The organism is Streptomyces sp. NPDC015125, assembly GCF_043080045.1.
In the GTDB taxonomy this organism is placed as follows: Bacteria; Actinomycetota; Actinomycetes; order Streptomycetales; family Streptomycetaceae; genus Streptomyces.
Genome location: NZ_JBIBVF010000009.1, coordinates 48,290 through 70,438 on the forward strand (window position 1 = coordinate 48,290; position 22,149 = coordinate 70,438).

The following is a 22,149-nucleotide window of genomic DNA, read 5'->3' on the forward strand; positions in this document are numbered from 1 at the left end:
GGGGCGACCCCGGGGGGGGGGCGGGCCCCCCCCCGGCCGGCCGGGGGGGGCCCCACCCCCCGGGGGGCGGCGGGCGGGCCCGGGGGCCCCCCCCCCCCCCCCGGGGGGCGCCCCCCCCCCCCCCCGCCGCGGTGTTGCTCACGGCCTCCCGGGGAGCTGTCCCCGGGAGTTATCCCAGCGCCCGCCCCAGGACGTACACCGCGGGCGCGGCCAGGGCCAGCGGCAGGGCCACGCCCGCCGTCAGGTGGACAAAGCGGGACGGGTAGTCGTAGCTGGCCACCCGCAGGCCGATCAGGGCGCAGCCGCCGGCCGCCAGACCCAGCAGCGCACCGGACGCGCCGAGGCCGGTCAGCTGCCCGGCCGCGATACCGGCGCCCGCGGCGGCCACCAGGGAGACGCCGATCGAGGCGGCGGAGGGCAGCGGCAGCGCCCGGGCGAGGGTGGCCACCGCGACCGCACAGGCGCCTGCCACCACCGCATGCGGGCTCGCCGCGAGGTGGCCGGCGGCCAGCACCGCGAGCGCGGACGAGGTCAGGCCGGCGGTCAGCGCGTACATCCGCTCGTCGGCGCTGCTGCGATTGCGCAGTTGCAGGACGAGGACGAGCAGACACCACACCCCGAGCGTGCCGATGCCGACCAGCGGCGCGCTCGCGCGGTCGGTGGCGAGCAGCGCGACATCGGTGGTCAGTCCGCCCAGGAAGGCGAGTGCGATGCCCTGGCGGGCCGGCCACATGCCGTTGAGCCGGAACCAGCCGGCCGCGGTGACGGCCTGCAGCAGCGCCACCGGTACGGCGAGCACCGGGCGGCCGAGCGACGCGGTCAGCGCCAGCAGCAGGGCGAGCCCGGCGGTCAGCGCGGCCGGCTGGATCCCGGGCGGGATGATCGGCGAGCGGCCCTCGGCGCGGGCGCGCTGGTTGGGCGCGAGCGGCGCGGAGGAGACCGACGCGGTGGACACCGGAGCGGTGGAGACCGGCGCGGTCGCGGCCGGTGCGGGTGCGGCCGGTGCGGGTGCGGCGGGCGCCGGCCGGGCCTGCTGGGGGTGCCGGCGGGCGTATGGCTCCTCGGCCGGGCGGGCGGTCTGGTGCTGGAGGGGCAGCGGCGCGGTCTCCGCGGGGTGCGGGGCGCCGTAGCCGTCCTGGCCGTGGGCCGGTCGCTGGGGCTGCTGCGGCTGCGGTTGCTGCGGCTGACGGTGCTGCGGCTGCGGCGGCGGCTGTGGCTGCTGCTGTCCGTAGGCCTCGTACCCGTATTGGCCGCGTCCGTACGGGTCGTGTCCGTACGGGTCGGGCCCCGGCCGGCCGCGTCCGTGCGGTCCGTGCCCGTACTGCTCGGGCCTCGGTTGCTGCTGCGCATAGGGGTCGTAGGCCTGCTGGCCCTGCCCGTAGGGCGACGGCTGTCCGTGAGAGGCCTGGTGCCCATGCGGCGCCTGGTGCCCGTGCGACTGCTGCTGTCCGTAGGGAGCCTGCGGCTCGTACGGCGCCGGCGACTCGTGCGGGGCCTGCTGCCCGTAGGGCGTCTGAGCGGACTGCGGTGCCTGCGGGGACTGCGGTGCCTGCTGCCCGTAGGGCGTCTGCTGGGCGTAGGGATCGTGCGGCTCGTACGGATGGCGGTGCTGCGGCTGGTTGTCGCTCATGGTCGTGTGTTCACCCTCCCGCGAACGGTGGCAGGACCTCGACGGTGCCGCCCTCGGCCAGCGGCACCGCCTGGTGGTCGCGGGTGCCGACCGGATCGCCGTCCACCAGGAATGAGCAGCGCAGCAGGACGCGCGCGAACTCGGGGTTCGCGGCATGCGCCGTGCGCGCCGCGGCGAGCGCCTCGGCGAGCGTCGCGGCCGCATACGGCTCCTCTGCCGTGCCGGCGGCGGCCTTGGCCGCGGCCCAGTAGCGCACGGTGCCAGTTGTTGTCACGGCGGCCTCTTCGTCGTGTCGGTCGGGGGACGCCCCCGTAGTGGCGGGGCCCCGTCGTTGCCGCCTCCATGATGGCCTACGCGGCGGGTGATCCGGCTCCGGGCAAGTTCTGGCAAAGCCTCCGCGCCCGTCCCGGCCGTACGCCGGAAATTCGATTGCCGTGGGCAAGTGTTCGCCTAGGCTCATGTCGTGTTGGTCCGACTCGCACGGGCGCATTTGCGGCCCCACCGGCGCTCGATATCCGTGATCGTGCTGCTTCAGCTGATCCAGACCCTGGCAACCCTCTATCTGCCCACCCTCAACGCCGACATCATCGACAACGGTGTCGTGAAGGGGGACACGGGCTACATCCTCGGCGTCGGCGGATTCATGGTCGCCGTCACCCTGCTGCAGATCATCTGCGCGATCGGTGCCGTCTACTTCGGTGCCCGTACGGCCATGGCGCTCGGCCGGGACATCCGTGCCGCGGTCTTCGACCGGGTGCAGTCCTTCTCCGCCCGCGAGGTGGGCACCTTCGGCGCGCCGTCGCTGATCACCCGTACCACCAATGACGTCCAGCAGGTCCAGATGCTGGTGCTGATGACGTTCACGATGATGGTCTCGGCGCCGATCATGTGCGTCGGCGGCGTCATCATGGCGCTCAACCAGGACGTGCCGCTGTCCGGCCTCCTCCTGGTCATCGTCCCGGTCCTCGGGATTCTCGTCTCACTGATCGTGCGCCGGATGCGTCCGCTGTTCCGCGGGGTGCAGGAGCGCATCGACACCGTCAACCGCGTGCTGCGCGAGCAGATCACCGGCATCCGCGTCATCCGCGCCTTCGTCCGCGACCGGCACGAGCGCGAGCGGTTCGCCGGGGCCAGCACCGATCTCTACGACGTGTCACTGCGCGCCGGCCGGCTGATGTCGATGATGTTCCCGCTGGTCATGCTGGTCGTGAACCTCTCCAGCGTGGCCGTGGTGTGGTTCGGCGGGCTGCGGATCGACAGCGGGTCCATGCAGATCGGCGCGCTGACGGCGTTCCTCAGCTACCTGATGTACATCCTGATGTCGATCATGATGGCGACGTTCATGGTGATGATGCTGCCGCGCGCCGAGGTCTGCGCCGAGCGCATCCAGGAGGTGCTGGCGACCGACTCCAGCGTCACCCCGCCCCGGAACCCCGTCACCGAGCTCCGCCGCCACGGCGAACTGGAGCTGCGCGGCGTCGAGTTCCGTTTCCCGGGCGCCGAGCAGCCGGTGCTCAAGGACATCTCGCTGATCGCCCGCCCCGGTGAGACCACCGCCGTCATCGGCTCCACGGGCTCCGGCAAGTCGACCCTCCTGGGGCTCGTCCCGCGGCTGTTCGACGCGACCGGCGGCGCGGTCCTGGTCGACGGCGAGGACGTCCGCACCCTCGACCAGGAAACGCTGGCCAAGGCCATCGGCCTGGTCCCGCAGAAGCCGTATCTCTTCTCCGGCACCGTCGCCACCAACCTGCGCTACGGCAACCCGGACGCCACCGACGACGACCTGTGGCACGCCCTGGAGACCGCCCAGGCGCGGGACTTCGTCGAGCGGATGGAAGGCGGCCTGGACGCCCCCATCGCCCAGGGCGGCGGCAATGTCTCCGGCGGCCAGCGCCAACGGCTGGCGATCGCCCGCGCCCTGGTGCGACGCCCCGAGATCTACCTCTTCGACGACTCCTTCTCCGCGCTGGACTACGCGACGGACGCGGCGCTGCGGGCCGCGCTCTCCCGCGAGACCGACCGCGCGACGGTGGTGATCGTCGCCCAGCGGGTCGCCACGATCCGCGGCGCCGACCGGATCGTCGTCCTCGACGAAGGCCGGGTCGTCGGCACCGGTACCCACACGGAGCTGATGGCCGACAACGAGACCTACCGGGAGATTGTGCTCTCCCAGCTCACCGAGCAGGAGGCGGCGTGACCACCGCGGACAAGGGGGCGGCCCCCCGGGCCGAGGCCCCGGCGGCCACCGAGGAGACACCTCAGGCGGCCCCCCGACGAGGCCCGGCCCCGGCGGCCGGACCCGCCCGGATGATGGGCGGCCAGCCCACCGAGAAGTCGATGGACTTCAAGGGCTCCGGCAAACGGCTGCTGGCCCAGATGCGGCCCGAGCGCGCCGTCATCTCCGTCGCGCTGGTGCTGGGCGTACTGAGCGTGGCGCTCACGGTCGTGGGCCCCAAGGTCCTCGGCCACGCCACCGACCTGATCATGTCCGGCATCATCGGCCGCGAGCTGCCCGCCGGCGTCACCAGGGCCCAGGCCGCGGACCAGCTGCGCGCCCACGGCCAGGGCGGTCTCGCCGACATGATCGCCGCGATGCCGGTGGTCCCCGGCCACGGCATCGACTTCGACGCCGTCGGCCGGATCCTGCTCTGGGTGACCCTGATCTACGTGTGCGCCTCGCTGTTCGGCTTCGTCCAGGCCAGGATCGCCACCCGCGTCGTCCAGCGCACGGTCTTCCGCCTGCGCGAACAGGTGGAGGAGAAGCTCGCGCGGCTGCCGCTGAGCTACTTCGACCGGCAGCAGCGCGGTGAGGTGCTCTCCCGGGCGACCAACGACATCGACAACATCCAGCAGACGCTGCAGCAGACCCTCAGCCAGATCGTGGTCTCGCTGCTGACCATCGTCGGTGTGCTGGTCGTGATGTTCTGGATCTCGTGGCTGCTGGCGCTGGTCGCCCTGATCACGGTTCCGGTCTCCGTCGTCGTCGCCACCAAGGTCGGCAAGCGCGCCCAGCCGCAGTTCGTCCAGCAGTGGAAGACCACCGGCAAGCTCAATGCGCACATCGAGGAGATGTACACCGGCCACGGCCTGGTGAAGGTCTTCGGCCGCCAGCGGGAGTCCGCCGAGCTGTTCCGCGAACAGAACGAGGCCCTGTACGCCGCCGGGTTCAAGGCCCAGTTCATCTCCGGGATCATCCAGCCCGCGATGATGTTCATCGGCAACCTCAACTACGTCCTGGTGGCGGTGGTCGGTGGCCTCCGCGTCGCCTCCGGAGCCCTGTCCATCGGCGACGTCCAGGCCTTCATCCAGTACTCCCGGCAGTTCAGCCAGCCGCTCACCCAGGTCGCTTCGATGGCCAACCTCGTCCAGTCCGGTGTCGCCTCCGCCGAGCGGGTCTTCGAGCTCCTCGACGCCGAGGAGCAGGACCCCGACCCCGAGCGGCCGGCCCGGCCCGACCGCATCGAGGGCCGGGTCGCGTTCGAGGACGTCTCCTTCCGTTACGCGCCGGACAAGCCGCTCATCGAGGATCTGTCGCTGGCCGTCCACCCCGGCCAGACGGTGGCGATCGTCGGCCCGACGGGCGCCGGCAAGACCACCCTCGTCAACCTCCTGATGCGCTTCTACGAGGTGCGCGGCGGCCGGATCACCCTCGACGGCACCGATATCGCCGCGATGTCGCGCGAGGAGCTGCGCGCGCACATCGGCATGGTCCTCCAGGACACCTGGCTCTTCGGCGGCACGATCGCCGAGAACATCGCCTACGGAGCCCCCGCGGGCATCTCGATGGACAAGATCGTGGCGGCCGCCCGGGCCACCCACGTCGACCGCTTCGTGCGCACCCTTCCGGACGGCTACGACACGGTGCTCGACGACGAGGGCAGCAATGTCTCCGTCGGCGAGAAGCAGCTGATCACCATCGCCCGTGCCTTCCTCGCCGAACCCGCGATCCTCGTCCTGGACGAGGCCACCAGCTCGGTCGACACCCGCACCGAGGTGCTCATCCAGCACGCGATGGCCCAGCTCCGCAGCGGCCGCACCAGCTTCGTCATCGCCCACCGGCTCTCCACGATCCGCGACGCCGACGTCATCCTGGTGATGGAGAACGGCGCGATCGTCGAACAGGGTCCGCACGATGCGTTGTTGGCGGCGAACGGCGCGTATGCGCGCTTGTATGCGGCGCAATTCGCCGAGGCGATCACCGGCTGAATCCCGGGTGTTCGGCTACGGAGGGGCTTCTCGGTCTGGTCGGTCACGGCAGGATCTCGATGTACCCGTCGGTTCCGTGCACGCGGATCCGCTGCCCGTCCCGGATCAGCCGGGTGGCCTGCTCCACGCCCACGACGGCCGGCAAGCCGTACTCCCGGGCGATCACTGCGCCATGGGTCATCAGGCCGCCCACCTCCGTCACCAGGCCCGCGATTCCGACGAACAGCGGCGACCAGCTGGGGTCCGTGAAGGTCGTGACCAGGATGTCGCCCGCTTCGAGTTCGGCCTCCGCCATGTCAAGGATGACGCGGGCCCTGCCCTCGATGGTCCCGGCGGAGACCGGCAGGCCGACCAGGGCGCCGGCCGGCACGTCGTCGCGCCGGTACGCCCCGGTGACGGCCTCGCCATCCGAGGTGAGCACCCGGGGCGGTGTGAGCGCGTGGTACGACCGGAACGCGTCCTTGCGCTGCTGGACGAGCCGGTCGTCCACGTGGTGCGAGCGCACGACGTCGTGGAGTTCCTGGAACGTGAGGGAGAAGACGTCCTCCTTCTCGGTCAGCACGTTGGCCTGTACGAGGCGCTCGGCCTCCGCCAGCAGGGCCTGCTTGTAGACGAAGTAGCGGCTGACGATGCCGTACTTCGGGTACTCCCGGTACCCGATGAAGGTTCTGACCCGGTCGATCATCCCCTTGGCCTCGTCGGCTTTGCGGTCCCCGTCCGGCAGGGCCCGCAAGCGTGACAGCACGTCCTGTTCCTTCTTCTGCGCCTTCTGCCGCCCTTGCTCGAAGCGGCGCCCGGCGGCGCCCGGCTCGAAGTTCCTGACGTTGTCGAGGATCACGGGCACGAGCGTGGTGGGGCGTTCGCGCCACCGTGGCCTCGTGATGTCGATCTCGCCGACGCAGCGCATGCCGTACCGGTCGAGGTAGGCCTCTATGGCGTCGCGCGCTTCGGTCCCGCCCGCGCGCTTCGCCAGCTCGTCCAGGAAGGCCGTGCCCTCGGTGTACTCGGCGTCCTCGATGCCCTGCAGGAACGCCAGCACCTCCGAGTGCGGGCGGATCACGTCCGCGACGTCGAGCAGCGCCAGTCCCATCTCCGACGTGATGTTGCCGGGGGCGGACAGCGTGAGCGTGTCAGCCGCGTTCTTCTCGCCCAGCCACTCCTGCAGCTTGTCGTTGAGCCACCACGTGGCCTCCATCCCCGCCATGATCGCCTGAAGGTTCAGCGGATCACTGAGGACCTGCTTGTGCTCCTCGAAGGCCTCCAGCAGGAAGTCGAACAGCGCCGGTCCGGTCTTCGTCCGGATGCCGCGCTCCAGGGCGGCGACGGACGCCTGGCTGCGCTCGATCAGCTCGGTGACGATGGCCGGATCGGTCTCGATCGGGGCGGACGCACCGCCGGACGGCGGCCCGCCGGGACCCGCGTCCGGGAGCGACGGGACGAAATCGTCGCGGTCGAGGACGGTCTCCAGAGCGTCCCTGACCAGCGGATCGCCTCTCCCCATGAGGTCCAGGAGGCCGGCGCGGCTCGCGGGCGAGGCCAGCCGCCGGGTGACATCGACGAACAGCCGTCCGCCGGCCTCGTGCATCGGCACCATGGCCGTCAGCTGCCACATGGAGAGCCCCAGGGGCCTCATGGGGTCGGTCATCATCTGCTGATGGCCGACGGAGACGTAGACGTGATTCTCCTGGTCGCCGGTCTCGGGGAGGGGGAACAGCGTGGTGATCGGCCGGCTCTGAACGATCTGGAAGCCCTCGTCGACCAGGCACCATTCGATGTCCTGCGGACGGCCGAAGTGCGCTTCGATCCGCCGCCCGAGCTGCACGAGCCGCACGACCTGCGCATCCGTCAGCGCCGGCTGCTCCTGCCGCTGCGAGTCGATCGCCACTTCCTGCGTACCGCCGCCCGGCAGGGCCTGAACGGCACGCTGTTTGGCGGCGATCGCCCTGCCGACGACTTCGCCGTGTCGCACCGTGAAGACGTCCGGGTTCACCAGGCCGGAGACCAGGGCCTCGCCGAGGCCGAAGCCGGCGTCCACGGTGGCGACCTTCCGGTTGCCCGTGACGGGGTCGGCCGTGAACAGGATGCCGGCCGCATGCGGGAAGACCATCTGCTGCACGACCACGGCCATGTGGACCGTACGGTGGTCGATGCCGTTCCGTCGGCGGTAGGTCACGGCCCGCTCGGTGAACAGCGAGGCCCAGCACCGGCTGACGTGCTGGAGGATCGCCGCCGGCCCCACGACGTTCAGGTACGTGTCCTGCTGGCCGGCGAAGGAGGCCGTCGGCAGGTCCTCTGCCGTTGCGCTGGATCGGACGGCGTAGGCGGCTTGCTCGCCGAGCTCGGCGAGCGCGCGGGTGATCGCCGCCACGAGATCGTCCGGGAGGGCAATCCCTTCGATGGTCCGGCGAATCTGCGCGCTGAGCGTGCGGATCGCCTCCCGGTCGTCCGGGTCCAAGCGCGACAACTGATCGAGCCGATCGTCGATCGACGGCGCCTTTGCCATGACCCGCCGGAAGGCGTCCGTCGTCACGCAGAAGCCGCCCGGCACGCGGATGCCTTCGATCCGCGACAGCCCGCCCAGGTGCGCGCCCTTGCCGCCGACGACCGCCACCTGCGTCTCGTCAACCTCTCGAAGATCCCGCACGTACTGCTCGATCATCGCGATACCTCCGAGGCGGCCGTGCTCCGTAGCAGTGCGGTGGCCGATCGAATCACCGGCGGCGCGCACCCCCGCACCACCGCCCCGAGCCCTCGCGACCGCACTGCCGGTCCCCCCACTGGTTCGACGTCACCGCGTCCCCCATACGTCGACAACAACACACGCACGTCGTGCCCCTCATTTCCGCAGGTTGTGGCATCGGCCGACGATTCTGCGCCGTGACCCGGGTCTTGCGGCAAGCCCCCCGGCGCGCTATAAGTTGAGAGTGGCAAGGAGAGCGCTCTCCTTGCCTTTTCCTTTTGCCGTCCAGGCAACTGACACGCTTCTCGCGAAGCGGTGGCGCGCCGCGTACGGGTACGCGTCGTTCGCCCCCACGTCCACCCGCACCGGCCTCCGCACCCCGGCAGCCCACCCGCCGCGGAACCGGCCCGCCGCAGGTGCCACGGCGAGAGGCCGCCACGGCGAGAGGCCGCCACGGCGAGAAGCCGCCACGGTGGGAAAGCCGAAAACGTGGGAAGCCAGTCCACATCGTGGGACGGCGCGGCGAAGATTTGAGGGGCCTCCGGAGTGCCCGCGAAGCCGCGCGCGAGCACGGCGGCGGGCATGCCGCCGGAGGCACACGCAACCCTTCACATGGGGGTTTTGGCGGGTGTGGGCGGCCTCGGGGCGGGCGACGCCGACGGTCAGCAGGGAGGCCCGGCAACCACACGAAGTGATCGGCGAAACACAAAAAGCTGCCAATTCCGCCTCCGGTCCGGAGGCCAGGTGAGCTATTCTGCTGGGCAAGAAGGATCCGGGCAGCGTTGCCCCCGGGTCCTTTTGTGCTTTCAGCCACGTGAGGCGCGGCTGAGAGGACCGTACGAAGCAGTGCCGCAGACTCCCCCGGCCGAGGCCGGGAGGTGCCCCCCGTCGCAGGGACCGAGGAGGAACCAGACGTCATGGGCGAGCGAAGCAGGCAGGACCGCACGCAGCAACAGAGGATGGAACACCCCGAGATGCGGGTAGGTGGTCGGAGGTGAGTTCACTTCTGCTGCTGACCAATGCACTCCAGCCGTCGACGGAGGTGCTCCCGGCGCTCGGCCTGTTGCTGCACAGCGTCCGGGTGGCTCCCGCCGAAGGCCCGGCTCTCATCGACACCCCAGGCGCCGACGTCATACTGATCGACGGCCGCCGCGACCTCCCGCACGTACGGTCGCTGTGCCAACTGCTGCGGTCCACGGGGCCCGGCTGCCCGCTGGTCCTGGTCGTGACGGAGGGCGGACTCGCCGCCGTCACCGCGGACTGGGGGATCGACGACGTCCTGCTGGACACCGCGGGCCCCGCCGAGGTCGAGGCGCGGCTGCGGCTGGCGATGGGCCGCCAGCAGATCACGACCGACGACAGCCCGATGGAGATCCGCAACGGAGATCTCTCGGTGGACGAGGCGACCTACAGCGCGAAGCTGAAGGGGCGGGTCCTGGACCTGACCTTCAAGGAGTTCGAGCTGCTGAAGTACCTGGCGCAGCACCCGGGCCGGGTGTTCACCCGTGCCCAGCTCCTGCAGGAGGTGTGGGGCTATGACTACTTCGGTGGTACGCGGACGGTCGACGTCCACGTCCGCCGGCTGCGCGCCAAGCTCGGCCCCGAACACGAGTCGCTCATCGGCACGGTCCGTAACGTCGGCTACCGCTTTGTGACGCCGGAGAAGGTGGAGCGGGCGGCGGAGGCCAAGGCCAAGGAGGCCAAGGCCAAGGAGGACGCGGCGAAGGCGGCGAAGACCGCCCCGGACCCGGCGCCGGCCGAGCGCCGCGCGCCCGAGAGCGGTGACGGCTCCGGGAAGGCGGTCACCGCCGGTGTGGACCCCCACGGCGTACGGGCCGGACGCAGGTAGGGACAGGCAGGGACAGCGGTAGGAGACAGGCAGGGGAGTGGTGCGGCGCAGGTCCGTGAACCCGCGGAGAACTGCCGCACACGCCCTTGCACCACCCGCGTAGACTGCCGCGCGTGGCCAAGGTGACGCGGGATGATGTGGCAAGACTGGCGGGTACCTCGACCGCCGTTGTCAGCTATGTCATCAACAACGGACCACGGCCGGTTGCTCCGGCCACGCGCGAGCGGGTGCTCGCCGCCATCAAGGAGCTCGGCTACCGGCCGGACCGTGTCGCGCAGGCGATGGCGTCCCGCCGTACCGACCTCATAGGCCTGATCGTGCCGGACACCCGGCAGCCGTTCTTCGCGGAGATGGCGCACGCCGTCGAACAGGCCGCCGCCGAGCGCGGAAAGATGGTCCTGGTCGGCAATGCCAACTATGTCGACGAGCGCGAAGTGCACTATCTGCGCGCGTTCCTCGGGATGCGGGTGTCCGGGCTGATCCTGATCAGCCAGGGGCCCAGCGAGCACGCCGCCGCCGAGATCGACGCCTGGGACGCCCGGGTGGTGCTGCTGCACCGCCGGCCGGACGCCATCGACGATGTCGCGGTGATGACCGACGACGTCTGGGGCGCGCAGCTGGCGACCCGGCATCTGCTGGAGCACGGCCATCCCTACGTCGCCTTCCTCGGCGGCACGGAGGAGACCCCGAAGTCCGGCGATCCGGTCACCGATCACGTCGAGGGCTGGCGGCGGGCCATGCTGGAGTCCGGGAAGGCCACGGACGGCCGCTACTTCCAGGCGCCGTACAACCGTTACGACGCCTACCAGGTCGCGCTGAAGCTGCTGGCGGGTCCGGACCGGCCGCCGGCCATCATGTGCGCGACGGACGACCAGGCGATCGGGGTGCTGCGGGCCGCCCGCGAGCTGCGGATCGATGTGCCCGGCGAGCTGGCGGTCGCGGGCTTCGACGATGTGAAGGAAGCCGGGCTGACCGATCCGCCGCTGACCACGGTCGCCTCGGACCGCCAGGCGATGGCGCGCGCGGCGGTGGATCTGGTGCTCGACGACGGACTGCGGATCGTCGGCTCCCGGCGGGAGCGGCTGCGGCAGTTCCCGTCGCGGCTGGTGGTGCGGCGGTCCTGTGGCTGTGGCGGCTGACGGCGCCGGGGCGTACCGCTGACCCGGGCATCTTTATATCGGTCATACCCTCTTCTGTCGGGTCTCTCAGGGCATTCTCAGGCCGTTCTCATGGACCGGCGGCAGAGTGATCACCATGACCGAGAGCTACCGCCGAAGCGGCGATGAGGTGCCACAGGACCGGCCGTACGCGTACGGCAACGACCACGGCAGCGACCACGGCAGCGACTACGGGCGTCCCCACGGCCACGGGGCGGGCCAGGGCGTGCCGGGTGCCGGGGGCGCCGGGGGGCAGGCGTTTCCGCCGCCGCCCCCGTACGCACCCGAGCCGCGGCGCCGGGCCCGCCGGCCGGTCGCGCTGATCGCGGCAGTGGCACTCGTCTCCGGTCTCGTCGGGGGCGGCAGCGCGGCACTGATCGCCGGTGCCACCACCCAGGCGGCACAGAGCGGCCCCTCCACGCCGCTCGTCAACGCGGGCAAGACCAGCGGCACCGGTGTCTCGGGGGTGGCCAAGGCGGTCAGCCCGGCGATCGTGGAGATCAAGGCGCGGACCGGCAGCGAGGAGTCCACCGGCTCCGGTGTGGTCGTCACCAGCAGCGGCGAGATCGTCACCAACAACCACGTGCTGGCCGGGGCGCGCACGGTGGCCGTCACCTTCAGTGACGGCAGCCGGAAGGCGGCCGAGGTCGTCGGCACCGACCCCGGAAAGGACCTGGCGCTGATCAAGGTGCGCGGTGCCAAGGGCCTGACCGCGGCCTCGCTCGGCGACTCCGACAAGATCGCGGTCGGCGACCAGGTGGTGGCGATCGGCTCGCCCGAGGGCCTCACCGGGTCCGTGACCAGCGGTATCGTCTCCGCCCTCAACCGGGATGTCACCGTCCCCAAGGAGGAGGGGCAGGGGCAGGGCCAAGGTCAGGGGCAGGGCGGCCCGGATGACGGCGGTGGCTGGCCGTTCGAGTTCGGCGGCAACCACTACAACGGCGACACCGGCTCGTCGAAGACCTCGTACAAGGCCATACAGACCGACGCCTCGCTCAACCCGGGCAACTCCGGCGGCGCCCTGATCAATCTGCAGGGGCAGATCATCGGCATCAACTCCGCGATGTACGCGCCGAGTTCGGCGTCGAGCAGCTCGGCCGGCAGCTCGGCCGGCAGCATCGGCCTCGGCTTCGCCATCCCGATCAACACCGTCAAGGCCGATCTGGACTCACTGCGTGGCGGCGGGAGCGGTGGCAGCAACAGTGGCGTCTGACCGCCGCCCTTTCCTTCCCCGTCCAGCGGTCGCCGGGAGATCCCCCGGCGACCGCCGACGGGTGCCACCGCCCCGCCCCGGTGGGGCCCTGGCCCGCTCCGGCGCGCCCCGGCCCCGGCACGGGACTCCCCGGAGGCCGTCCGGGAGGAGCCCTCTCGCGTCACCCCCTGTCGGATTGTCCGCGTCGTGCAAGGCTGAGCACCAGCCGTTCCGATTCCCACCCGAGGTAGTCACGCATGAGCCCCGCCGAGCACGGTGACCATCCCGCCCGCATCCTGATCGTCGACGACGAGCCCGCGGTCCGGGAGGCCCTGCAGCGCTCACTGGTCTTCGAGGGGTACATCACCGAGCAGGCGGTCGACGGTCTGGACGCGGTCGAGAAGGTCGCGGCCTTTGATCCCGAACTGATCGTGCTGGACGTCCTGATGCCCCGGATGGACGGGCTGACCGCCGCCCGCAGGCTGCGGGCGAACGGGGTGCGGGTGCCGATCCTGATGCTGACCGCGCGCGACACGGTCGGCGACCGTGTCACGGGGCTGGACGCCGGCGCCGACGACTACCTCGTCAAGCCCTTCGAGCTGGACGAGCTGCTCGCCCGGATCCGCGCGCTGCTGCGCCGCAGCTCGTACGCGGCGGCGGCCGGTGCGCAGCCCGAGGAGGGCGAGACGCTGAGCCTGGGCGATCTGCGGATGGACCTGGCGACCCGCGAGGTGACCCGCGGCAGCCGGCAGGTCGAGCTGACCCGTACCGAATTCACCCTGCTGGAGATGTTCCTCGCGCATCCACGGCAGGTCCTCACCCGTGAGCAGATCCTGAAGGCCGTATGGGGCTTCGACTTCGAACCCACCTCCAACTCCCTTGATGTGTACGTGATGTACCTGCGCCGCAAGACGGAAGCGGGCGGCGAGCCGCGGCTGGTGCACACCGTGCGGGGGGTCGGCTACGTCCTGCGGGCGGACGGCGGCGCGGAGTGACCGGAGTGACCGGAGCGAACCCCGCACACGGAGCACCTGGCACGGGCTTCGCGCGAAGCCGGCTCGGCGCCCGGATCGCGCGGCTGCCGTTGCGCTCGCGGCTGACCCTGCTCACCGCGGCCGCGGTGGCGGTGGCGGTGGCCGTCTCCGCGCTGGCCTGCTGGCTGCTCACCCGGGCCCAACTGCGCGACGAGGTGGACAACTCGCTGCAGAACGTCGGCATCGCCGCGGGATATCTGCAGGAGACCTACACCGAATGCCAGCCCACCGACCCGACGGAGAACAAGAACGCTCCGCCCTCGTACTACAACGTCCAGATCGTTCAGGTCGACGGCTCGCGCTGCATCGGGTCCAACGCCCAGCCCGTGCAGGTGCAGCGCTCGGACGTCGCCGTGGCGCGGGGCGTGCAGCGCGACACCCTGCACGATGCCGTCACCACCGACGGCACGGACGTCCGGGTGCTGACCAAGCACATCGATGTCCAGGGTGTGCAGTTCGCGGTGTCCATCTCCCGCCCGCTGACCGAGGTCGACAGCGCGCTGAACCGCCTTGCGCTGCTGCTGGCGGCCGTCGCGGGGCTGGGTGTCATCGGTGCGGGCACGGCGGGACTGGTCATCGCACGCTCCGGCCTCAAGCCGGTGGACCGGCTGACCGGCGCCGTCGAACATGTCGCCCGTACCCAGGACTTGACCATCCGCATCCCGGCCGACGGCGAGGACGAGATCGCCCGGCTCTCCCGCTCCTTCAACGCCATGACCGCCGCGCTGGCCGCGTCCCGCGATCTCCAGCAGCAGCTGATCGCGGATGCGGGCCATGAGCTGCGTACGCCGCTGACCTCGCTGCGTACCAATATCGACCTGCTGGTGCGCAGCGAGCAGGCCGGCCGGCCGATCCCGGCGGCCGACAAGGCGGCGCTGCTGGCCTCGGTGAAGGCGCAGATGGGGGAGCTGGCGGCGCTGATCGGCGATCTGCAGGAACTGTCGCGGCCCCCGGCGCCGGGACAGAGCGCCATCGAGGTCGTGGCGCTGCACGAGATCGTCCGCTCCGGGCTGGAGCGGGCCCGGCTGCGCGGCCCGTCACTGACCATCGCGGCGGACCTCGCCCCCTGGTACGTACGTGCCGAGCCGGCCGCGCTGGAGCGGGCGGTGGTGAACCTGCTGGACAACGCGGTGAAGTTCAGCCCGCCCGGTGGCACCGTCGAGGTCCGGCTGGCGCGCGGCGAGCTGACCGTGCGCGATCACGGCCCGGGCATTCCACAGGACGAACTGCCGCATGTCTTCGAGCGGTTCTGGCGCTCGCCGTCCGCCCGCAGCCTGCCGGGCAGCGGCCTGGGACTGTCGATCGTGGCGCGTACGGCGGAACAGGCGGGCGGCGCCGTACGGCTGCGGTCCGCGGACGTGGGCGGCACGGAGGCGGTACTGACGCTGCCGGGCGCGGCGACGCCACCGCCGGGGGTGCCGGAGCCGCCGAGGCCCCAGGGCCCGCCCCCGGGAGTGTAAGGGCGGAGTGCCGGGAACGCAGTAAGGGCGGTGTCCCCCAAGACGCCGCCCCTGCTGCCCGCCCCTGCCGGGGCGAGCCCTCACTCTCCTGCCGGCTTACTTTCCTGCCGGCTTCTTCGCCGCGTCCCCGAACGGCAGGTTCGACCCCGAAAGGTCGGCGCGGATGCCGTCCCGCTCGACGGAGATATGGCGCAGCCGGACGTTCCCGGGCGTCTTGGGGAGCTGGAAGGACAGCGACAGCCGGTCCGCGAGCTGCGGCTTGGTGAGCCCGGTCAGCGTGCCGAGGATCTTCGGGTCGATGCCCACCTTCTGCAGCAGCCAGGGGTGGTCCGCGACCACATCGACGAGATTGACCTTCATCAGATTCCGGACGAAGCGCGGCGACCCGGTCAGCTCGTGCAGCTTGTCCTCGTTCTGCAGCGCTTCCTGGATGTACCCCTTGGGGATGCCGATCCGGTCCACGATCGCCGGGATGCCCAGCATCGCCTTGACCTTGGCGGCCTGCCGGCTGAGCTCGGCGGCGGTCTTGCGGGTCAGCCGCAGGCCCTCCTCCTTGCCGGTGCCGGGGCGGTAGACGGCGATGTCACCGATGTCCAGACGCATCTGGCTGATGTCGGTGGAGATGCCACGGTCGCCGGCCCGCTGAATGCGCGCCTCGGCCCGTACCCGCAAATCATGGCCGGCGACCGGCAGTTGACCGACCGCACGGACGGAATTCGGGCCCATTTCGCTGAATTTCACCTGCGAGGCGCCCAGTTCGCGGTTCATGTCGTCGAAGGCCAGCAGCACGCTGCCGTGCATTTTGCCGATCGTGGCGCCCTTGATGGAGCTGGGCAGATCGCCGTCGATACGTACGTCGTTGGCGGTGGCCTCGAATTTCGCCAGCGAAACCCGGTCGGCGGCCAGGTCGGGAATGGTGACCTTCACCTGGTCGACGTGCTTGTCCATGACCTGGGTGAGGAACGGGAACCCCTCGATATCGACCTCGGGTGTGGCGTTCAGATGCAGGGCATCCTTCACCTTTTCCGCGGTCTTGTTCTGCGCGTACAGCACCGCGAACCGGTCGAAGAGCCCGAGGAAGGACGTACCGACGAGGACGGCGACCAGCAGCTTCAGGGCGAGCGGTATGGCGGCGAACCGGCTGAGGCCGCGCTTCTTGCGGCGGTGGTTCGGCGGCTTCCAGGCCTCGCCGTCCGTCTCGTCGTCCGAGCGCAGTCCGAGGCCCAGCGGGTCGTCGCTGTCGTCGCGCTCGTTGAGGTAGGTGCGGCGGCGGGGAGCGCCGGCGGCATCGAACGAGCCGGATTCCCACTCCGGTTCGGGCTCCGGCTCGGGGTCGGCGAGGGCTGCCAGATCCGCGTACGGATTGACCGTGTCGAGCGTTCTGGTGTCGCCGGTGGAGTCGTCCGGGGCGCCCGTCGCGGCGGTGGCGGAGTGCTGCCGGCCGGCGGGCGTGGGCGAGGGTGAAGATATGCGGGTGGGGGTTCGCATCCGTACATCTGACCACGGGCAGGACCCTTGAACGCAACTTGTACCGGAGGTAAGTCGGATACGCGAGGGTTGTCCCGCCGGTCTTGATAAAAATTTGCCGCGCTTGTGGGGTGACCTGAACTACCGTCACACCTCTTGGTGACCTGACCGACACGTGCGCCTTGTCGGGATCCGCCGCGCTCTCTCCGCTGTATCCGCCGTATCGCCCTATCCTCCGTATTGGCCGTACCCCCGTGGCGCACCTTCGTCGATTCCTCCGTCGATTCCTCCCGCTCCCTCAGTCCATTCGGCTCATCCGATTCGGCTCATCCGATCGACTCATCCGACCCGCAAACCGAAGAGGGCAGTCATCCCATGACATCTCACGAAGGCCGTTCCATGATCGTCGTTACCGGGGCAACCGGCAATATCGGCCGCAGTCTGGTCGGCCGGCTCCTCGCCGAGGGCGCCGCCGTACGCGCACTGACCCGCGATCCGGCGCGCGCCGCTCTGCCGGCCGGGGCCGAGACGGTCGGCGCCGACCTCACCGGCGCCGACGACCTCGCACCGCTGCTGGCCGGCGCCGATGCGCTGTTCCTCAACCTCGCGGCCGGCGGCGAGGGGGCCGCGCTGGCGGTGCTCGACGCCGCCGTCGGGGCCGGGGTCCGCCGGGTGGTTCTCAACTCCTCGATGGCGGTGACCGATACCCCGGACGACGACGCGCATTTCATCGCCCGGCTGCACGCCGGTCTGGAGCGCGCGGTACGCGATTCCGGTCTGGAGTGGACCTTTGTCCGCGGCGGCAACTACGCCACCAACGCCCTGGCCTGGGCCCCGTCGATCCGCGGGACGGGGGTGGTACGCGAGGCACACCCGGGTGCCCAGGGCGCCCCCGTTCACGAGGCCGACCTCGCCGATGTCGCGGCCGTCGCCCTGCTGGACCGCAGCGGTGCGCACCTGGGCAAGGCGTATGCCGTCACCGGCCCGGAGCAGCTGACCCTCGCCCAGCAGATCGCCGAGATCGGGCGGGCGACCGGCAAGGACATCCGGGTCGAGCAGATCTCCGAGGACGAAGCGGCCGACGCGATGTCGGGGCGGTTCCTGACCAAGGAGGCCGCGCTGGAACTCGTCCGGATGTTCGGCCGGACGGTCGATGCGCCGTCCTTCCCGGTCTCGGACGCCGTCGAGCGGATCACCGGCCACCCGGGCCGGACGTTCGCCCGGTGGGCGCGGGACCACGCCGCCGACTTCTCCTGAACAAAACCCTTTGCCGCCTTCCCCGCCTGCGCCTTACCGTCCGCGCGTGCTGCCTCGCGTGGACACGGACGACGAGTGGGACGCGACCGTCCCCGACGAGCGGTGATGCGGCCGGGCGCCGCCGCACTCTGCACCCGTCTCGGCCTCGGCGCGGGCCCCCTGACCCGCTTTCCCACCGGCTCCCAGCCCGTCTACGCCGTCGGGGACTGCTATGTCCTCAGAGGCTGAGGCGAACGAGCAGCGGATGCGGCTCGCCGCTGTCGGGAGCGAGATTGCCGGCCTTGCCGCTTGGCTGTCATGGGACATGGGCGACTACGGGTCGGCCCGCACATGGTACGGCTCATCGGTGAAGGCAGCACGGCGCGCCGCCAACCCCCTGCTGACGGCATATCAGGTAGGTAGTCTGGCGCAGTTTGAAGCGCATGGGGGCAATGCTTCACAGGCTTTGGACCTTTGCCGCGTGGCACGGAAACAGCTCGGCGCAGGGCGCCCGCACATCGCTGATGCCTGGTTGTCGAGTGTGGAGGCGCTGGCACATGCTGCGGCGAGGGATGAACCAGCAGCAGACGCGGCACTGACTGCTGCAGCTCGTAGCACGGAAAAGATCGCAGATGACGAACCGCCTCCATGGCCATGGGTATTCACCTTCAACGAAAGCAAAGTTGCAGCGTGTCGGGTCTCCTGTGGTGCTCGCCTGGGGAATTCGCGGTGGGTTTCGGGTGCGCAGGATTCAGCCGGTGCGGTCATGACAGGTGGGCATGAGAAGCAAAGGGCATTGCTGGCACTCGACGTAGCGTCCGGGCACCTGGCCGGCGGTCGCCTGGACGCGGCGTTCGGCTTGGGCTCGCGCGCATTGGAGATCGGCCTGCGGTACAAGTCCGGCCGGATCGTTGAACGGGCACGCGTGCTACGGAGAGGCTACACATCGGCAACGCCGGCGAAGATCGTGCGCGATTTCGATGAACGGCTCTATGGAGTCTTCCTGTGACCATGATGAAAAAGGTGCGTTGCTATGAGGGTCGGAATCACGGGGCATCGCGGGCTGTCAGCCGCTGTCGAAAAGCTCGTCAGGGCGAGCCTTGATGCCGAGGTGAAGACGTACGAGCCGACGGAGCTGTGCGGTGTCTCGTGCGTCGCGGACGGGCCCGACACCTGGTTCGCCGAGTCTGTGCTCGCTGCTGGGGGCCGGATTGAGGTGGTGATTCCTGCTGACCAGTACCGGGATGGCTTGCCTTCGACGCATCACGTTACCTACGACGCACTGCTACGCCAGGCCGTGGAAATGCACCACACGGGCATGGGCGAATCGACCTCACAGGCCCATATGGCGGGGAGCGAAATCCTGGTGGGGCTGGTCGACCGGTTGGTCGCTGTGTGGGATGGGGAAGTGGCCCGGGGTTTTGGCGGAACTGCCGACGTGGTTGCCTACGCCCGACGCACAGGGGTGCCGGTGGACATCATCTGGCCCGACGGCGCGACGCGCGATTAGGCATGGCACAACCACAGATCGCGCCCCTCTGCGCGACGCATCGTGAACGCTGCTATGCCTGCAGCAGTGTCCGCCGCTGACTCATCGGAGCCGCTGACGTGACCGAGCAGCCCGCCGAGCACGACGCCGCCGTGACCGATCGCGCAATCCTTGCCGGTAGCGCCTACAACACCGGGCGGGACCTCTCCGCTCGGCAGTCGATCTATCAGTGGCAAAAGCCGCGCTATGACCTACCGGGCATCGTCGTCGAGCAGTTGCAGGGGACGCTAGGCACGGTCGTCGATGTGGGTTGCGGCAACGGCAAGTTCTCGACCGTCTGTGGGAGCGCTCCGCGGGCGACGTGCTCGGCGTGGACAAGGGGCCGGCCAGGATTTCCCTCAGTGCCCGCTTCTCCTTGGAGCAGGCGCCGGGTCTGCTCGGCGCGGCGTTCGACAAGGTCGAGACGATCGAGCTACCGGGGACCATCGCCGTGCCCAGTCCCGGGCCGGTCATCGCTCACCTGAAGTCGTACCGCGCGTGGGCGGATCACCATGCAGTCCCGTTCGAGGCAACGGTCGAGCGGGCCGGGGAGATCGTGACTGAGCACATCGAGAGGAATGGTGCATTCGAGATCGAGTGTCTCGGCGGAATGCTCATCTGCACTCGGTGAGGCTCCGTGCATCGATGAGGGCGTCCCGAGGATGTCCCGAGGGTGTCCCCGCTCCGGCGCCTGGCCGGAGCGGGGAGGCGGTGTTCGAGGGAGTCGAGTCGGTGCCCGACGCTTCGTCGAGAGGGGCCGAGCGGCTGCCCGGCCCTACTTCACGACCGTGATCCGGTCCGCCTTCGGCGGGGTGAGGGGGCTGTCGGCCGAGGAGTGCGCGGTCAGGTAGCCGGTGAAGGCTTCCAGGTCGGAGGGGCCGACGTATTTGTTCTTGCCGTCCTTGAAGGCGGCGAAGCCGTCACCGCCGCCGGCCAGGAATTCGTTCATCGCGACGCGGTAGGTCTTGGCGGGGTCGAGCGCGGCGCCGTCCAGCTTCACCGAGTCCTTGACGATGCGGGCGGCGCCCGACTTGGTCAGGTCGAGGGTGTAGGTCAGGCCCTTGGAGACCTGGAGGATCTTCGGGGAGGCCTCGTTGGGGCCGCTGACCTGCTGCTGGAGTGCCGTGAGGAGCTGGGCGCCGGTGAGGTCGACGACGTTCATCATGTTGGTGAAGGGCTGGACGGTGAACGCCTCGCCGTAGGTGACCACCCCGTCGCCCTCCGAGCCGGACGCCTTGAAGGCGAGGCCGGAGCGCACCCCGCCGGGGTTCATCAGGGCGAGCTGGGCGCCGCCCTTGCCGTCCGCCTTGGTGGCCTCCAGCTGGGCGTCGGAGATGACATCGCCGAGCGGTGACTCGGGGGCGGCGGCGCCGCGGCCCGCGATATCGGCGGAGATATGGCCGACGGGGCGGGCCGCGACCGGCGCGGCCAGCTTGTTCCAGCGGGTGATCAGCGACGTCATGTCCGCGGCCTTGGGCTGGGTGCGGTCGACGACGTGGTTGACCGCGCCGGGTGCCTTGACGCTGGTCCGCACGATGTCGCGGGTGCGGCGGTCGTAGGTCAGCGTGGTGTCGGTGTAGAGCTTGCCGTAGGACGCGGCGGAGGTGACGGTGCGCGGCCTCCCGGACGGGTCCGGGATGGTGCAGCTGTACGCCTGGTGGGTGTGGCCGGTGACCAGCGCGTCGACCGCCGGGGTGACGTGCTTGGCGATGTCGGTGATCGGGCCGGAGATGCCTCCCCCAGAGCCGGACGCCTGGGGGGACCCCCATCCGGGCCCCGGGCTGTCGCAGTGGTAGTTGTACGAGGTGGAGGCGGGCAGACCGCCCTCGTGGATGAGGGCGACGATCGACTTCACGCCCTGCCGGTTGAGGACCTTGGCGTACTTGTTGATCGTGGCGACCTCGTCGTGGAACTTCAGGCCCTTGACGCCGTTGGCGCTGACGATGTCCGGGGTGCCCTCCAGCGTCACCCCGATGAAGCCGATCCTGACGCCCTTGTGCTTCCAGACGGTGTACGGCTTGAGCAGCGGCTTGCCGGTCTTTGCGTCCGTGACATTGGCGGCGAGGTAGGGGAAGCCGGCGCCCCGGAACTTCTTGCCCTTCTCGTAGCAGCCGTCCTTCGGGTGGCAGCCGCCCGTCTGAAGGCGCGTCAGTTCGGTCCGGCCCTCGTCGAATTCGTGGTTGCCGACCGAGGTGACGTCGAGGCCCAGCTTGTTCATCGCCTCGATGGTCGGCTCGTCGTGGAACAGCCCGGACAGCAGCGGGCTGGCCCCGACCAGGTCACCGGCCGCAGCGGTGACCGAGTAGGGGTGGCCCTTACGGGCCGTCCGCAGGGACTGCGCGAGGTACTCCACGCCGCCCGCCGGGATGCTCTTCTTGCTGCCGTCCGGCTGGGCCTCCTCGACCGTGCCGGAGGAGCCCTGCGGCGGTTCGAGATTGCCGTGGAAGTCGTTGAAGGAGAGCAGCTGCACATCGACGGTGCGGTCGGGGTGTCCGGTGCGGGCGGCGTGGCCGGTGTCGGCCCCGGCCGGCAGGGCGGCGGCGGTGAGTCCGGCGGCGGCCAGTACGGCGGCGCCGATCGTCAATCTTCGTAGGGTGCGGCCCCGTTGCGGTGTCGCTGGCATGTGTTCCCCTCCTGGATGGTCCTGAGCGGACGGCAGCTTATTGTCGACGCGCGTAGTGCAACAGGGGTTGCCGGGTGACGAGCTGCT

At 70.4% G+C, this 22,149-nt stretch carries 16 protein-coding genes; 11 read left to right on the forward strand and 5 right to left on the reverse strand.

What is annotated here, in order from left to right; translation table 11 throughout:
- Positions 1–169: 169 nt before the first annotated feature.
- Together ACF088_RS20635 and ACF088_RS20640 are read right to left on the reverse strand one after the other, a co-directional pair.
- Positions 170–1,630, reverse strand: a complete 1,461-nt coding sequence (locus tag ACF088_RS20635; protein ID WP_392377219.1) for a hypothetical protein — start codon at positions 1,628–1,630, stop codon at positions 170–172.
- 10 nt (positions 1,631–1,640) lie between these two features.
- A complete protein-coding gene (locus ACF088_RS20640; RefSeq protein ID WP_392377378.1) occupies positions 1,641–1,886 on the reverse strand; it encodes a MoaD/ThiS family protein in 246 nt (81 codons plus the stop codon).
- A gap of 207 nt (positions 1,887–2,093) precedes the next feature.
- Between ACF088_RS20640 and ACF088_RS20645 the strand changes: the two genes are divergently transcribed.
- A complete protein-coding gene (locus ACF088_RS20645) occupies positions 2,094–3,827 on the forward strand; it encodes an ABC transporter ATP-binding protein (RefSeq protein WP_392377220.1) in 1,734 nt (577 codons plus the stop codon).
- The gene (locus ACF088_RS20650; RefSeq protein ID WP_392377221.1) at positions 3,824–5,836 is read left to right on the forward strand and encodes an ABC transporter ATP-binding protein; all 2,013 of its coding nucleotides are present in this window, start codon (positions 3,824–3,826) and stop codon (positions 5,834–5,836) included. The genes ACF088_RS20645 and ACF088_RS20650 overlap by 4 nt, the downstream gene beginning before the upstream one ends.
- Before the next feature lie 43 nt (positions 5,837–5,879).
- Here the strand turns inward: ACF088_RS20650 and rph are convergent, their stop codons facing one another.
- Positions 5,880–8,495 (reverse strand): rifamycin-inactivating phosphotransferase, encoded by a 2,616-nt coding sequence (gene rph, locus ACF088_RS20655; protein WP_392377222.1) that lies wholly within the window; start codon positions 8,493–8,495, stop codon positions 5,880–5,882.
- Positions 8,496–9,510: 1,015 nt separating this feature from the next.
- On the opposite strand from rph, the gene ACF088_RS20660 reads away from it, so the two are divergent.
- The 5 genes from ACF088_RS20660 to ACF088_RS20680 all read left to right on the forward strand — a co-directional run bounded on the left by ACF088_RS20660 (position 9,511) and on the right by ACF088_RS20680 (position 15,208).
- Positions 9,511–10,365 carry a response regulator transcription factor gene (locus ACF088_RS20660; protein ID WP_392377223.1) on the forward strand — a complete coding sequence of 285 codons (855 nt, stop codon included), beginning with the start codon at positions 9,511–9,513 and terminating at the stop codon, positions 10,363–10,365.
- A 113-nt stretch (positions 10,366–10,478) separates the two neighbouring features.
- Positions 10,479–11,504, forward strand: coding sequence for a LacI family DNA-binding transcriptional regulator (locus ACF088_RS20665; protein WP_392377224.1), 1,026 nt, complete (start codon positions 10,479–10,481; stop codon positions 11,502–11,504).
- Positions 11,505–11,619: 115 nt separating this feature from the next.
- Positions 11,620–12,735 (forward strand): S1C family serine protease, encoded by a 1,116-nt coding sequence (locus ACF088_RS20670; protein ID WP_392377225.1) that lies wholly within the window; start codon positions 11,620–11,622, stop codon positions 12,733–12,735.
- A gap of 236 nt (positions 12,736–12,971) precedes the next feature.
- Entirely contained in the window at positions 12,972–13,709 is a 738-nt protein-coding gene (locus ACF088_RS20675; RefSeq protein WP_392377226.1) for a response regulator transcription factor, read from the forward strand.
- Entirely contained in the window at positions 13,706–15,208 is a 1,503-nt protein-coding gene (locus ACF088_RS20680) for an ATP-binding protein (protein WP_392377227.1), read from the forward strand. The genes ACF088_RS20675 and ACF088_RS20680 overlap by 4 nt, the downstream gene beginning before the upstream one ends.
- A 96-nt stretch (positions 15,209–15,304) precedes the next feature.
- Here the strand turns inward: ACF088_RS20680 and ACF088_RS20685 are convergent, their stop codons facing one another.
- On the reverse strand, positions 15,305–16,696 hold the full coding sequence (locus ACF088_RS20685; protein ID WP_392377228.1) for a DUF2993 domain-containing protein: 1,392 nt from the start codon (positions 16,694–16,696) through the stop codon (positions 15,305–15,307).
- Between the two features lie 354 nt (positions 16,697–17,050).
- Here ACF088_RS20685 and ACF088_RS20690 point away from each other — a divergent pair, with 354 nt between their 5' ends.
- The 4 genes from ACF088_RS20690 (at position 17,051) to ACF088_RS20705 (ending at position 20,070) form a co-directional block, all read left to right on the forward strand.
- Positions 17,051–17,932: an SDR family oxidoreductase gene (locus ACF088_RS20690; RefSeq protein WP_392377229.1), complete on the forward strand. Its 882-nt coding sequence runs from the start codon at positions 17,051–17,053 to the stop codon at positions 17,930–17,932.
- Positions 17,933–18,176: 244 nt separating this feature from the next.
- The gene (locus tag ACF088_RS20695; protein WP_392377230.1) at positions 18,177–18,920 is read left to right on the forward strand and encodes a hypothetical protein; all 744 of its coding nucleotides are present in this window, start codon (positions 18,177–18,179) and stop codon (positions 18,918–18,920) included.
- A gap of 24 nt (positions 18,921–18,944) precedes the next feature.
- Positions 18,945–19,421, forward strand: coding sequence for a hypothetical protein (locus ACF088_RS20700; protein WP_392377231.1), 477 nt, complete (start codon positions 18,945–18,947; stop codon positions 19,419–19,421).
- A gap of 340 nt (positions 19,422–19,761) precedes the next feature.
- A complete protein-coding gene (locus tag ACF088_RS20705; RefSeq protein ID WP_392377232.1) occupies positions 19,762–20,070 on the forward strand; it encodes a hypothetical protein in 309 nt (102 codons plus the stop codon).
- Between the two features lie 144 nt (positions 20,071–20,214).
- On the opposite strand, the gene ACF088_RS20710 is transcribed toward ACF088_RS20705, so the two are convergent.
- Positions 20,215–22,062, reverse strand: a complete 1,848-nt coding sequence (locus ACF088_RS20710; protein WP_392377233.1) for a bifunctional metallophosphatase/5'-nucleotidase — start codon at positions 22,060–22,062, stop codon at positions 20,215–20,217.
- Positions 22,063–22,149: the final 87 nt, after the last annotated feature.